Annotated in this window: 8 protein-coding genes; 6 read left to right on the forward strand and 2 right to left on the reverse strand. The window is 65.9% G+C overall.

Annotation, left to right across the window (positions count from 1 at the left end; translation table 11 throughout):
* Positions 1-88 precede the first annotated feature (88 nt).
* From smc to MSG32_RS12265, 4 genes are all read left to right on the forward strand, one after another.
* On the forward strand, positions 89-3,610 hold the full coding sequence (gene smc / locus MSG32_RS12250; protein ID WP_248379920.1) for a chromosome segregation protein SMC: 3,522 nt from the start codon (positions 89-91) through the stop codon (positions 3,608-3,610).
* Between the two features lie 413 nt (positions 3,611-4,023).
* Complete coding sequence (locus MSG32_RS12255; RefSeq protein ID WP_248379923.1) at positions 4,024-5,136, forward strand: cell division protein ZipA C-terminal FtsZ-binding domain-containing protein; 1,113 nt, start codon at positions 4,024-4,026, stop codon at positions 5,134-5,136.
* A gap of 432 nt (positions 5,137-5,568) precedes the next feature.
* On the forward strand, positions 5,569-7,683 hold the full coding sequence (gene ligA / locus MSG32_RS12260; RefSeq protein ID WP_248380160.1) for an NAD-dependent DNA ligase LigA: 2,115 nt from the start codon (positions 5,569-5,571) through the stop codon (positions 7,681-7,683).
* 68 nt (positions 7,684-7,751) lie between these two features.
* Entirely contained in the window at positions 7,752-8,054 is a 303-nt protein-coding gene (locus MSG32_RS12265; RefSeq protein ID WP_248379925.1) for a YheU family protein, read from the forward strand.
* Between the two features lie 162 nt (positions 8,055-8,216).
* Here MSG32_RS12265 and MSG32_RS12270 read toward each other — a convergent pair whose 3' ends face one another.
* A complete protein-coding gene (locus MSG32_RS12270; protein WP_054555304.1) occupies positions 8,217-9,527 on the reverse strand; it encodes a 2-hydroxycarboxylate transporter family protein in 1,311 nt (436 codons plus the stop codon).
* Positions 9,528-9,719: 192 nt separating this feature from the next.
* Here MSG32_RS12270 and MSG32_RS12275 point away from each other — a divergent pair, with 192 nt between their 5' ends.
* Complete coding sequence (locus MSG32_RS12275; protein ID WP_248380162.1) at positions 9,720-11,537, forward strand: sensor histidine kinase; 1,818 nt, start codon at positions 9,720-9,722, stop codon at positions 11,535-11,537.
* Positions 11,538-11,602: 65 nt separating this feature from the next.
* Complete coding sequence (locus MSG32_RS12280) at positions 11,603-12,340, forward strand: response regulator (protein ID WP_175089931.1); 738 nt, start codon at positions 11,603-11,605, stop codon at positions 12,338-12,340.
* A gap of 14 nt (positions 12,341-12,354) precedes the next feature.
* Here the strand turns inward: MSG32_RS12280 and mnmC are convergent, their stop codons facing one another.
* Positions 12,355-14,538 carry a bifunctional tRNA (5-methylaminomethyl-2-thiouridine)(34)-methyltransferase MnmD/FAD-dependent 5-carboxymethylaminomethyl-2-thiouridine(34) oxidoreductase MnmC gene (gene mnmC / locus MSG32_RS12285; protein WP_348983983.1) on the reverse strand — a complete coding sequence of 728 codons (2,184 nt, stop codon included), beginning with the start codon at positions 14,536-14,538 and terminating at the stop codon, positions 12,355-12,357.
* Positions 14,539-14,858: the final 320 nt, after the last annotated feature.

Below are 14,858 nucleotides of genomic sequence, written 5' to 3' on the forward strand. Positions count from 1 at the left end.
TTTCAGGTTTTCCTGCGTCAGAGCTTCTTTCTCCAGAAGTTATTTCTTCAGACCTTCTTTCTCCAGACTCAAGGACGCGCCAGGCGCAATGCGGCTCAAATCGATCAAGCTGGTCGGCTTCAAATCCTTCGTCGATCCGGTCACCGTGCCCTTCGACAGCAACATGACGGCGATTCTCGGCCCCAACGGCTGCGGGAAATCGAACGTCATCGATGCTGTGCGCTGGGTGATGGGCGAGTCCAGCGCCAAGAATCTGCGCGGCGAGTCGATGACGGACGTCATCTTCAATGGCTCCACCGGGCGCAAGCCGGTGGGGCAGGCCTCCATCGAGCTGACCTTCGACAATGCCGACGGTAGCCTCGGGGGCGCCTGGTCCGAGTACGCCGAGATAGCCGTCAAGCGTCTGGTGACGCGCGATGGCCAGTCCGGCTACTTCCTCAATGGCCAGAAGTGTCGCCGGCGTGATATCGCCGACGTCTTCCTCGGCACCGGCCTCGGGCCGCGCTCCTACTCCATCATCGGTCAGGGCATGATCTCGCAGCTGATCGAGGCGCGCCCGGATGACCTGCGCAGCACCCTCGAGGAAGCCGCGGGCATCTCAAAGTACAAGGAGCGCCGCCGCGAGACCGAGAACCGCATGAAGCGCACCCAGGAGAACATGGAGCGCCTGGATGACCTGCGTGAGGAACTCGACAAGCAGCTCGAGCGCCTCAAGCGTCAGGCCGAGGCCGCCAAGCGCTATCAGACCCTCAAGCAGGACGAATATCGCCTCAAGGGCGAGCTGGCCGTGCTGCGTCGGCGGGGCCTGCGTGCGCAGCAGCGCGAGCAGCAGTCACGCGTCGCGGAGCTGGAAACCGGCGTCGAGCGCGAGATTCTCGGTCAGCGTCAGTGCGAGAGCCAACTGGAAGAGCAGCGCTATCAGCACGACGAGCTGGCCGGTGAGCTGGAAACCCATCAGGCCGCCTTCTATGAGACCGGCGCCCAGATCGCGCGCCTCGAGCAGAGCCTCGAGCACGCCCGCACCCGTGAGCAGCAGCTGGCGGCGGATCTCGAGATGGCCCGCCGTGAGCTGAGCGACATCCAGCGCGTCGAGGGTGAGGACGGCGAGCGCCTCGAGATGATCGATGCGCGTCTGGAAGACATCGCCCCGGAACTCGAGCTGGCCCGCGAGACCCTCGAAGGGCTCGAGCTGTCATTGGAGGAGGCCGAGGAGCGCCGCCAGGACAGCCAGAGCGAGTGGGAGCGCTTCAGTCAGGCCGACAACGAATCCCAGCGTGGCGCCGAGCGGGCCCAGAGCGAGATCCAGCAGCTCGAGAATGCCATCGCCGACGCCGAGCGCCAGCGCGAACGCCGTCGTCAGCAGCTGGCGGAGCTGCCGGATGTCGCCGAGTTGCGTGAAGCCCGCGAGGAGCTGCGCGAGCAGCTCGATGAATTGTCGCTCAGCGGTGAATCGCTGGAGTCGCGCCGCGAGCAGGCCAGCGAAGCCCGTGAGCAGGCCCAGGCCGATCGTCTGGCGCTGGATGGAGAGCGCGATCAGCTGCGCCAGCGTCGCAACGTCCTGCAGGGCGAGAAGGCCTCGCTTGAGGCACTGATCGACGCGGCGCTGCGTGACGACGATGACAGCCTGGCGAGCCACCTGGAGCGGCACGGGCTCGCCGAGACCCCGGCTCTGGCCGAGGGGCTCGAGGTCGCCGAGGGCTGGGAGTCGGCCAGTGCCTGGGTGCTGGGCCCCTTCCTCAAGGCGCGTCTGGCGGCGAGCGAGCCGTCGCGTCTGGCCACGCTGATGGATGAGCTGCCCGGCGGCGAGCTGTTGCTGGTCGATGGCACGCCGGCGTCCAGCGCGGCAGCCCGCCCCGCCGGCACACTTGCGGCGCAGGTGAGCGGCGCGGATGCCTTGGCCGGCTGGCTGGCCAGCATCCACTGTGTCGAGTCGCAGGCAGCCGCCTGGGCCAGGCGTGATTCGCTGGCCGCGCACGAGAGCGTGCTGACCCCGGATGGCCTGTGGCTGGGGCAGGGCTGGAGCCGCCGTCAGGTGGCCGGCGAGCGTGCCGATAGCGTCATCGCCCAGCGGGCGCGCCTCGAGCAGGTCGTGCTGGAGCTCGAGTCACTGGATGAGCGTCTCGAGGAGATCGAGACGCGTCTGGCCGCAGCCGCCGAACAGATTGCCGGCGCCGAGCAGCAACTTGAGCATCTGCGCGTCGAAGAGCGCGAGCTTGGCGAGCGCCAGCGTGAACTCAGTCTCAAGGAGGCCGGCATCGCCAGCCGCCTGGAGCATGTCGATGGCCGCGCTCGTGAGCTGGATGAGGAGCTCGAGCAGCTGGCGGAAACGCGTGAGACTCAGGCCCTGACGCTGGAGGAGGCGCGTGAGCGCTGGCAGCAGGCATTGGAGGCGGTCGAGAACAACGCCCAGTCGCGCGAGTCGCTGGAGCGTTCACGGCGCGAACATCAGGAGGCGCTGGCCGGGCTGCGTGCCCAGCTGGCGCCCGCACGAGAGCAGGTCAACCGTCTCGACATGGAGCGTCAGCGCCTGACCACCGAGCGTGACGGCATGCAGGGCCAGCGCATGCGAGCCGTCGAGCAGTGCGAGAAGCTCGCCGAGCGTATCGAGATGCTCGAGGCCAGCCGCGAAGAGGCCTCACTGCCGCAGGAAGAAGAACGCGAAAAGCTCGAGATGCTGCTCGAGACGCGTCTGTATCAGGAAACCAAGCTCAACGCCTGTCGTGACAAGACTCATGAATTGGTCGAACAGATGCGTCAGGCGGAACAGGCGCGTCAGACTCATGAGCGCAATCTCGAGGGGATTCGCCAGCGCCTCGAGGAAGGCCGCATGCAGGTGCAGGCGCTGACCCTCAAGGGCGATGCGCAGGACGAGCAGCTGGCGGAACTGGGCTATGACGAGGCGGCGATCACGCAGCTCGAGGACGAGCTGGACCCCAATGCCACCGAATCGGCCTGGAGTCACAACCTTGAGCAGGTCGGCGAGCGCATCAAGCGGCTGGGGGCCATCAACCTGGCGGCCATCGAGGAATACGACCAGCAGGCCGAGCGTCGCAACTATCTGGAAGCCCAGCATGCCGAGCTGAGCGAAGCGCTGGAGACCCTCGAGCGCGCCATCCGCAAGATTGACCAGGAAACACGGGTGCGCTTCAAGGACACCTTCGACAAGGTCAACGCCGGAATCCAGGCGCTTTTCCCCAAGATCTTCGGGGGCGGAACCGCATGGTTGACGCTGACTGGTGATGATTTGCTGGAGACGGGAGTCGCGATCATGGCGCGGCCACCGGGCAAGAAAAACTCTACCATTCACCTGTTGTCAGGCGGTGAGAAGGCACTGACGGCACTGGCGCTGGTCTTCGCCATCTTCCAGCTCAATCCGGCCCCGTTCTGCATGCTCGATGAGGTGGATGCACCGCTGGATGATGCCAACGTCGGACGCTATGCGAGGCTGGTGAAGGAGATGTCGGAAAGCGTACAGTTCATCTATATCACCCATAACAAGATCGCCATGGAAGCGGCAGATCGGCTGATGGGTGTCACCATGCAGGAACCCGGCGTCTCGCGCCTTGTCTCTGTAGGGATAGAAGAAGCTGCCGTGCTTGCCGAAGCGTGAGGGAAAAGCCGTTCAGGAGGGCAAGGTCATCCTCCGGCGCGGTAGCCAGTGGCCGCCTTGGCGGCCTAGTTGGCAAGATCGTGTTGCATCTAGAGATCGAAAGCACTACGAGTTTGCGTCATAGTGTCAGTCAGGGATAATTGAAGGGCGATTGCGCAGGTCACCACCACAGGATTGACATTCGAAAAAATGTCCCCTTTTTCTGCAATCGCGCTATGCTGTTCACGTGCATGGTGCCCAAGCAAACAGGCTAATGACCCATGGAATTGAGAGAGTGGCTCATCTTGTTGGGGTTGGTGCTGGTCGCAATCATCGTCGTTGACGGTGTGCGCAGGCTCCAACGTCAACGTCGAGTACCCCGACTGGATCGAGCGGGTACAGAGGATTCCACCGACGATGCGGGCAATCCCGCGGTGGAAGAAGAGGAAGAACGTGACAACTGGGAGCTGCCGAACGGCGGCTACCGGGTGGTTGGCGATTCCGAGACGCATGCCGAGGACGAGGAAGATGTCGTGCTCGACAATGCGCACGGCATCAAGGCCTCGCGGGTGACTCAACCGAGTCGTCCGGCGCAGCCCATGGAGCGTCGTGAAGCGCCGGAGCGCAAGGGCTTCGGCGAGCGTGCGGCTGCCTTCGGTGCGCGTGCCAGCCAGTCAATGCGCGACGTGACGGCCAGTCTGGGTGCACGGCGTGATGACGAGCATGAGCACGACGATGCGCATCGTGAGCCCGTGCTCGGCAGCGCCTCCAGTGAGCAGGCCGAGACGGCGCGCGAAGACGACTTCCATGAGAAGCCGGTGATCACCGCCGAGGACGACAGCATCAGCGTCTCCTCCACCCAGGCCGATGATCTCGAGCCGATGGCCGAGATCGAGGAAGGTCAGGATACCAGGACTGAGGCGTCCTCCGCTGGCAAGCCGGCCGATGTCGCCGGCAGTGCTTCCCAGCGCCAGGAACCTTCACTGGAAGCGGCCGCCGCGCCTGCTGCCGATGCCACAGCGCCCGAGGATGATCGTCATCCGCTGGTGCTGCGTGCCGAACGCAATCAGGTCGATGACCAGCTCGCACGTGACACCCTGGCCGATGCCAGTGAAGTCATCATCATCTCGGTGATGGCGCGCGGCGATGAAGGCTTCAGCGGCGAAGACGTGCTGGGTATCTCGCTGGCCTGTGGTCTGCGTCATTCCGAGATGGGGCTGTTCCTGCGCCACGAGGAAGATGACGACGACAGCCCGCTGCAGTTCGCGATGGCCAACGTGGTCAAGCCGGGCATCTTCAAGCCGGCCGAGATGGTGGACAGCCAGCTGGATGGCGTCACCTTCCTGATGCCGCTGCCGGGCGCGGATGACACCTCCGCCGCCTTCGAGACCATGGTCGAGATCGCCATGCTGCTGGTGCGTCGTCTGGGTGGTGAGCTGAAAGATGAGAATCACAGCGTGATGACGGCCCAGACCATCGAGTTCAAGCGCCAGCAGGTGCACGAGTTCGAGCGTCGCAATCGTCTGCATCGCTACCAGGCCAACTGATCGACTCCCCAGCCATTCTCTGAGTCGACCAGTCATGCCAGAACGCCAACGGCGACCTTCGGGTCGCCGTTGGCGTTTGCGTGTCCTGCCGGCCTTTTGCAGCCTCTGACGGCCCCTGCCAGCCCCCGACTGTCGCCCTGAGTGCTTGAATGTGTGGCCCGTCGTTCACATTGAGTACAATGGCAGCATCAAGGCGACCCCTCTGCCTGCAAGCCTGTGCAAGCTCTTGCTAGTGTGTCAGGTCGGAGGGGTCGCCACCCGTTTTCAGGTCGCTCAGCGCTGCCTTCTGGCAGTGCTGGCGAGCCACTGTTTCGAGTGAGTGTCATGTCAGCCCAGGATGATCTGTTTTCGGCGCCTGCCGATGATTCCAACGCCTCGAGCGCTTCCCGCTCCGCTGCACCGGCCGCGGTGGAAGGCGTGCCTGCCAAGGTGATGGAGGAGGTCGCGCAGCTGCATCGCGAGCTGCTTGAGGCCAGCCACCGCTATTACGTGCTGGATGACCCGACGCTGACCGATGCCGACTACGACACGCGCCTGCGCCGTCTCGAGGCGCTGGAAGCCGAATATCCCCAGCTGATCAGCTCGGAATCGCCCACCCAGCGCGTCGGAGCCGCGCCGGCCAGCGGCTTCGAGGAAGTGCAGCATGCGGTACCGATGCTGTCGCTCAACAACGCCTTCGATGACGATGAGCTGCGTGCCTTCGTGCAACGTGCGGCGAAAACGCTGGAGCTGGGAGACGCCCAGGACGCGGGTGACGAGCTGAGCTTCTGCTGCGAGCCCAAGCTCGATGGCCTGGCCGTGTCGCTCATCTACGAGAATGGCGTGCTGGTGCAAGGCGTGACGCGCGGCGATGGCCGCACCGGCGAAGGCATCACCACCAATCTGCGCACCATCCGCTCGATCCCGCTCAAGCTGCGGGGTGATGATCTGCCGGAGCTGCTTGAAGTGCGCGGTGAGGTCTACATGAGCCACGCTGGCTTCGAGGCGCTGAACGCGCGCGGCCGCGACGAGGACGGCAAGGTGTTCGCCAATCCGCGCAATGCCGCCGCCGGTAGCCTGCGCCAGCTGGATTCCAACATCGCCGCCTCGCGTCCGCTGGAATTCTGCGCCTATCAGGTCGCGCGGGTGGATGATGCGCTGCTCGCCAGCGAGGCCGGCCAGAATCATTCCGGTCTGATGGCGCTGCTCAACGACTATGGCTTCCGTACCAGCCCGCAGCTTGAGGTGGTGCGCGGTGCTCAGGGCATCATCGACTACACCCGCCGCCTCGGCGAGCAGCGTGATGGCCTCGATCACGACATCGATGGCGCGGTCATCAAGCTCGATGCACTGCGCCTGCAGCGTGAACTGGGCTTCGTGGCGCGCGCGCCGCGCTGGGCCATCGCCTACAAGTACCCGGCGCAGGAACAGGAAACCACCCTGGAAGGCGTCGATTTTCAGGTCGGACGCACTGGCGCGCTGACACCGGTCGCCCGGCTGGCGCCGGTGCAGGTCGCCGGTGTGGTGGTCTCCAACGCCACGTTGCACAACATGGATGAGGTGGAACGTCTCGGCGTGCAGATCGGTGACAGTGTCATCATTCGGCGCGCCGGCGACGTCATCCCGCAGGTGGTGCGGGTCGCCAGTGAAGGTGCCAGCCGTGAAGCCATCGTGCTGCCGGACGGCTGCCCGGTATGCGGCTCCGAGATCGAGCGCCTCGAAGGCGAGGTGGTGGCACGCTGCGCGGGCGGACTGATCTGCGCCGCGCAGCGCAAGGAAGCCCTCAAGCACTTCTCCAGCCGCAAGGCGCTGGATGTCGATGGCCTCGGCGAGAAGCTGATCGAGCAGCTGATCGAGCGTGAGCTGGTCAAGACGCCGGCGGACCTGTTCCACCTGGAAGCTGCCACCCTGGCCGAGCTGCCGCGCATGGGCGAGAAGTCCGCCGCCAATCTGGTCGCCTCGCTGGACAAGAGCCGCAACACCACCCTGGCGCGTTTCATCTACGCCCTCGGCATTCGGGAAGTCGGTGAAGCCACCGCCGCGAATCTGGCCACGCACTTCGGCACCCTGGAAGCGCTGCGTGCAGCGGATCAGGCCGCGCTGGAGGCAGTGGAAGATGTCGGCCCCATCGTCGCCGCGCATATCCATACCTTCTTCCAGCAGCCGACCAACAACGAGACGCTGGATGCGTTGCTCGCCTGTGGTCTGAGCTGGGAAGAGGTCGAGATCGGTGAGCGCCCCCAGCCGCTGGCAGGCCAGACCTGGGTGCTGACCGGCAGCCTCGACAGCATGACGCGTGATGAAGGCAAGGCACGTCTGCAGGCGCTGGGTGCCAAGGTGGCGGGCAGTGTCTCGAAGAAGACCGCCGGTGTGGTCGCCGGCGAGGCAGCGGGCAGCAAGCTCGAGAAAGCCATGCAGCTGGGCCTCACGGTGCTGGACGAAGAGACCTTCGTGAAGCGCCTGGCCGAATGGGAATCCGGTGCTGATGCACAGCAGGACAATCCGCAAGACAGTGCGCAAGACAATGTGCAGGACAGTGCGCAGGACAGCGCGGGAGAGGATGCATGAGTACGGATATGCTGAACGAAGCACCGCAGGCGGCGTCACGCCACCCTGATGATGGACAGGAGCTACCCATGAGCCAGATGCCACTTGATCAGATGGACCCGCGGGACCGCTTCATCGAGGTACCGCAGACCATGCTGCCCGCCGATACACGGCGCGCCCTGTTGGAAGCCTTCGTCACCCGTCAGGGCTACGACACCACCGATGTCGGTGAAGGCATGGCCGGTTGGGTCGCGGAGCTGGAAGGCCAGCTGTCACGCGGCAAGCTGTTGATCGTCCATGACATCGGCACCGAATCCACCGAGGTGATGACACTGGAACAGTGGCAGTCCTTCGGTCGCCAGCTGGCGGACGATGAGGAAGAGGGCGACTGAGCCCGGCCAGTGGTCATGCTGTGTTGAGCATGCCCTGACCCTGCCCTGACCCCGGGGTTGGAAACGACAACGCCCCTGGCACAGGCCAGGGGCGTTGTCGTTCATGAAGCGCCTGTTGTTGCACTCTTTGGTGCGCCTATTGGCGTCTGGCGATGCGCCGGATCATGCGAACCACATCGGCACGACCAGGCTCGAGATCAGCAGAATCAAGGCCCCGCCCAGGCGCGAGGAAATCTGCGCGAAGGGCATCAGCTGCATGCGATTGGCCGCCGAGAGTACGGCGACGTCACCCGTGCCGCCCATGTTGGCCATGCACAGGCCAGCGGTGATGGCGGACTCGATGGGATAGAAGCCGACCAGCTTGCCCACCAGACCCGCACCGAAGGCGGCGCCCGCGACGACACCGAACACGATCACCACGTAGGTGATGGTGATGGCATCGATCACCTGTCCCAGATCGGTATAGGCCACGCCGATGCCGAACAGCAGCGCGAAGGTCCAGTTGCCTGCCACGAACCGGAACCATTGGGCGGCGGCCTGATTGATGTTCTCCGGTACCAGGTTGGCGCACTTGAGCACGGCGACCGCGATGATCATCAGCGCGTAGGGGTGCAGCGGAATGACCTTGCCGAGAATCTGGCTGGCGACGAAGAAGCTCAGGGCAATCACCATGCCGATGCCCAGCTGGGACAGGTCAGGCGTGCTCTTCTCTTCGCGGACATTGACGCCCGGCATCATCTGGCCGCCACCGGTCAGTGACGGGAAGCGCTTGCCAAGCCCGTTGAGCAACCCGGCAATGATGATGGCGAAGACATTGCCCAGGGCCAGTGCCGGCACCAGGATCGAGATATAGTAGCTGGCCGGTTGCCCCAGCAGCTGCTCGTAGATCTGGCTCATCGGCACGGCGCCGGCGCCCATGCCGCCGCCCATGATGGGCAGGGCGATGACCATGACGGCATCCTTGGGCGAGAAGCCCATGACCCAGCCGACCAGCATCGCGAAGAGCGCCGCGAACAGCACCGAGCACAGCAGCGGCAGCGCGAAGCGGGCCCCGACCTTGACCAGCACGCGGGAGTCCATGCCGAGAATGCTGCCGGTGATCAGCGCCGCGATGTAGAAGTTCAGAAAGCCACCGGCCTTCATGAACTCACTGACATTCGCCGTGACCTCCTGCGGCAGCCAGCCGCTGTAGACCAGCGCTGCGGCACCGAAGATGGCGAGAATGGCGCCGCCACCCAGATAGCTGTTGATGATCGGCAGGCGGTCGCCCAGAAAGCCCAGCAGCTCCCCGAGAATCATCATGACCAGCAGCGCGCCGATCATGCCGGCAGGCAGGGTGTCGGTGGCGATGGCGGCAATCAGGACCAGGAAGGACAGGGCGAAGATCGGCAGTGACATGCCGAAGATGCGCGTCTTCTGCCAGGGGGACTCTGCGGCAGGCGTGGCCGTGGCGGTCTGCGAGGAATGTGTCATGCATGCTCCTTGTCCTGCACTCTGTCGTTGCAGGACCTGTTGTCATGCCCGGACGCGTTGGCGTGGCATCGCGGGATCGTTTGGGACGGGGAAGGGACATCATGTTCGCGCACTGGATGCGCGTCACAGGGAGCTTACGGTGTGGCTCCCGAGGGCCAAGTTTTGCGAATTAAAGAAAGCCTTTTGAAACTTATGAAAGCGCCGGCTGCCGCTCGCCCATGCGCCGGGCCGAATGGCCATGCCACCAAGGGGGCACATGGCTTGTCCGGCGTGTTGCGGCATTCTCAACCCGGACTGAGCGCGCTGACCTCATTGCTCGCCGCCGGCATGGTGATCGTCAGCCTGCTGGTCGCGGCCTGGCTCTTCAGTGCCCAGCTGGAGCGGACCCAGCGCGAGATTCAGGGCCAGCGTATTGCCGCTCTTGCCCAGCGTATCGCGCGTCTGCCCGAGGTGCGTTCTGCCCTGAGCGAGGCCAGCTCACCGCAGGCTGCGCCTCCTGTCGCGGACAGCCGCCTGGCGGCACGCATCGAGCGACTGCGTCAGGAGAATGCCGTCGACTTCATCGTGGTGATGCGCCCGGATGGCCTGCGGCTCAGTCACCCGGACCCCGCACGCATCGGGCAGCCCTTCCAGGGTGGCGACGAACAGCGTGCGCTTGCCGGTGCCTCCTACCTCTCCGAATCCCGCGGCACGCTCGGCGAAAGCCTGCGCAGCTTCGTTCCGGTCATGGCGAATGCGTCCAGGGGCGGTGAGCGCGCCGTCGTCGGTGCGGTGGCCATCGGTATCACGCTGGATTCCCTGGGGCGGCGTCTGGCCGATGAGAAGCGCCAGCTGCTGCTCGGACTGGGTGTGTTGATGCTGTTCGGCACGCTGGGCGCACTGGGACTTGCGCGCTATCTGCGCAGACAGCTCAAGGGACTGGAGCCGGCGGCCATCGCGCGCCTGGTGGAAGAGCATCAGGCGGTGCTGGCCAGCCTGGAAGAGGGCATCATCGCGGTCGACCCCGAGGGGCGAATCACGCTGGTGAATGCCGCGGCGCGCGAGTTGTTGGGGGCCTTGCCGACGCTGGGCGAGCGCCTTGATGACTGGTTGCCCGACACCGGCATGCGTGAGTGCCTTGTTGCGCGCCAGCGAGTGAGCGAGCAGGAGGAGACCCGCTTGCGCCAGGTGACTCACGGCGGGCGGCGATTGCTGGTGCGTTGCCAGCGAGTGCATGATGGCGAGCTGCTGATGGGCGGCGTGCTGGTACTGCGCGAGCACGACCGCATGCAGCGCCTCGCCGAGGAGCTGACCGGCGTGCGCCGTCAGGCGGAGTCACTGCGTGCCGCGCGTCATGAGTTCCGCAATCGGCTGCATGTGTTGTCGGGCCTGACACAGATGCAGGACCTCGCCGGTCTGCGCGATTATCTTGCGTTGCTGGTGGAGCGGGAGTTGCCGGCGGATGCCGCGGCCGCCGAGCGCATCGCGGACCCTCTGCTGGCAGGCCTTCTGATCGGCAAGCACAGCGAGGCTCGCGAGCGTGGCATCACGCTGACGGTCGAGTTGGAGATCGAATGCCATCATGGCCGCTGCGCTGAGTGGGGAATGTCACAGGACGATGGCGCTCAGGCCGAGTTTCCGGTGCTGGAGCGTAGCTTGAGTCATGATCTGGTCAGCGTGATCGGCAATCTGCTCGACAATGCCTTCGAAGCGCTGGAGGAGGTGGGCGCTGACGCTCACGCCCCGTCTGTGACCCTGGGGTTGATGCTGGAATCACTGGACCCGTCGGCAGAGGCGCAGTTGTCGATCAGCGTGGCGGACAACGGCCCCGGCATGCCGACGGAGCTGAGGCAGACGGCACGCATGGCGGGGGTGAGCAGTCATGGGGAAGGCCGCGGGCTGGGCCTGTCGCTGGTGCAGGAGATCGTGACCGCGCGCGAGGGCGAATGGCACCTCTATGCGCCCTCGGGCGGCGGTACCCTGGTCGAGCTGACCCTGCCTTGCCGACTGCTGACTGGCGCGGCGCCCTGATAGGGGGCCGCGCATCACGGGATGGCGTTGCGGCCGGAACTTGCACAACGAAGGAGCCAGAGCGCATGCGTGTGCTGATAGTCGAAGACGACCCCATGGTCATGCGTCTCAATGTCGAATACCTCAGTCGCATCGACGGCATGCGCCTGGTGGCCCAGTGCGAGGATGTCGCGACGGCACTCGACGTGCTGGCGCAGGAAGCGGTGGACCTGGTGCTGCTGGATGTCTACCTGCGCAGCCGCAGCGGGCTGGAAGTGTTGCGATGGCTGAGGCGCCACGCCGCCCCCGATATCCAGGTGATCCTGATCACCGCCGCCAGTGAGGCGGACACGGTGCGCAGTGCACATGCGCTCGGGGTGTGCGATTACCTGGTCAAACCCTTCAGCTTCGCCCGTTTTCAGCAGGCGTTGGCACTGGCGCGTCGCGGCCGCCAGCAGCTGGAGAGCCTAGAGGGTGAAGTCAGCCAGCAACAACTGGACCAGCTCTTCGGCGTGCAAGGGCTGGTCAGCGGCGCTGCGGGCGCGGTACCCGAGGGGCGCCTGCCCAAGGGCGTGACGGCGGCGTCACTAGCCTTGGTGGCCAGTGCCATCCAGGCGCTGCCGCGTGAGGAAGGCAGCTTCACCAGTGAGGCGTTGCTGCCTGCCACCGGCATGTCGCGAGTGACCATCCGCAAGTACCTGCGCCATCTCGCGGCCTGCGGCATGCTCAGCGAGGCCTTCCACTACGGTCAGATCGGCCGGCCATCCTTTACCTACCAAGTCATCGACCGTCAGGCCCTGTCCAGACAGTGCCGTCAGGCCTGAGTGATACCGACCTCTCAGCGCCGCTGGACGATATCGCGGATCAGGCGGCGCCCCGGATGCAGGTGCTCGGCCAGTTCGCGTTCCAGTGGCAGCGGCTCGCCACACAGTTGCGAGGCGATCAATTCAGCGCACAGCGGGGCGGTGGTGAAGCCGCGTGAGCCGTGTGCGGTGGAGAGCCACAGGCCGGGCAGGTGGGCGCCGCTCGACTGTGGCACGCGCTTTTTCGCATCGAAGGCCATGGCGGCGTAGTCCTCACGCCATTGCGCGGCGTCCGGTGCCGGGCCGGCCAGCGGGCTCTTGTCCGGGCTGGCGGCGCGCCAGGCGACGCGTCCCTGCCAGTCATCGTCTTCCAGCCTGACACCACGCGCCTGCTCCCAGGCGGCGACGAAGGCGGGCAGGGCACTGCGCAGCTCCGCGACATTGGCGGCGTGGTCCGCCTCGCGGACCGCCTCATCCTCATCGCGAGGGGCGAAGGTCGCGCCGAAGCTGAGTGTCACGCTGCCATCGGCGTGGCGCTGATAGGGCGAGACATAGCCACCGGCGCACACCACGCTGTCGAGCGCGGGCAGGTGCGCGGCGTGTTCCGGCGCTACCGTGATCTCGCTGACCTGGCCGCGAATCGGCTGCAGCGGCAGGTGTGCGAGCGGCTCGGGCAGATTAGTCTGCTCCCCCAGCGCGACAATCAGCTGATCCACTTCAATGCTGGTGCCGTCGCTGGTCTGCAGCTGCCAGCGTGGCGCGCCGTTGCCTGTCTTTCCGCCTTCCTCTCTGCCTTCCTCTCTGCCTTCCTCGGCCCCCAGCGACTGAATGGCCTCGATGCGCGCCTGCAGAAAGCGGATGCCCGGGGTGGCGGCGAGGTGCTGGCAGAGCGCGCTGGGGCGCACCCAGCCGGCGACCGGATAGAAGAGGCCATCGAAGGCGATCTCGCTGCCGGCGATCCGGCTGGCCTCATTGGCGCTGACCGGCGTGAGCAGCGCCTCGGGCAGCGGGTGGTTGTCGAGGAAGCGTTGCTGGCGCTTGCGCTCACGCTCGCTGGTGGCCAGCTGCAGCACGCCGCTGGCGGACCACAGGGTCTGCTTAGGGTCGAGGCTTGCCAGCCAGCGCCGGCTGTACTGCAGCGCGGCCAGCTGGAAGCGACTGGCGGGATTGGTCTCGGCGGCCAGCTTGACGTAGAGCGCACCCTGGCGATTGCCGGAGGCACGTGCGCCGGGGGCTTCGGCATCGATCAGCGTGACCTGCACGCCGCGCCGCGCCAGCGCCTCGGCGCAGCTGGTGCCGGCGATACCGGCGCCGAGTACCGCGACATGCGTCTCGCGAGCGATCGGCGCGGGCTGCGGGGGCTGGGTCCAGGGCTGCTCACGACGCAGCGGATGAAGGGCGCCACGCACCGCGTGCTCCTGCATGGGGGCATGACCGGATGGGGGAGAGACATCAAGTCCCATCAGTTCGGCGCGCGCGGCGGCGGTCGGCTCGTCCAGCTCGCCGCAGATCATCTCGCGCTTCATGCCGTGGCCGGGCACCTTGCGCCACACGAAGCCTGCCGCGCGCAGGCCACGCCGCACGAAGCCCGCGGCGGTGAAGGTGGCGAAGGTCGCCGTGGGGCGCGAGACACCCGCCATGGCCGCGAACAGCTCAGGTGACCACATCTGCGGATTCTTCGACGGCGAGAAGCCATCGAGGAACCAGGCATCCACGCCACCTTCCAGGCGCGACAGGCGCTCCACCGCATCGCCGAAGTGCAGGTCCAGGGTGATGCGCTCATCCAGCCACAGGCGGTGCACGCCGAGGACGGCGGCGGGCCATTGAGCGACCAACGGCTTCGCCAGTGAGGCGAGATCCGGCCAGGCGGACAGCGCCCGCTCGAGGTCCGCGGCGCGCATCGGGTGCTTTTCCACCGAGACGACATGCAGCCGCGCCTCGGCGGGCGCCGTTGCCAGAAAGCGCTGCGCGGCGCACAGGATGTTGAGGCCGGTGCCGAAGCCGGTCTCGCCGATCACGAAGGGGCGCGCTTCCCGCCAGTCACGGAAGCGCTCGCTCAGACGATTGCTGTCGAGGAAGACGTGCACGGTCTCGGCGCGGCCATCGTGGATCGAGAAGTACACATCGCCGTAATCGGTGGCCTGTGGCGCGGTGTCGTCCCACTCGAGCTGCGCCTCCTCCAGTGCCGCCAGTGGCGCCAGTGGTACGTTAGGCACCACGCCGGGCGCCGTGACCGGCTCGATCGCGCTCGGTGGCGTCGTGGCAGGTTTGCGGGCCGCGGTGCCCGAGGCTGCCTGCGGCGAAGTCTTTCGGGCTGACGAGGCGGTCTGATTCGAATTTGACTGATCAGGAGCTGACTGGCCGGGGGCGGGCTGGCGAGGAGAGGAAGGGTGATCGTTCACGGGCATTCCTGGCAGGAGGTCGAGCGGGAGAGCAGCACAGCGAGGCAGCGGCAGAGCAAGGCCTGCAACGCAGACGACGGACAGCCAGGCTGTCCGTCGTCTGTGAGAAACCGCCGGTCAGATGACCGGCCGGGCGC

Source organism: Cobetia sp. 1CM21F (assembly GCF_023161745.1).
Lineage (GTDB): Bacteria > Pseudomonadota > Gammaproteobacteria > Pseudomonadales > Halomonadaceae > Cobetia > Cobetia amphilecti.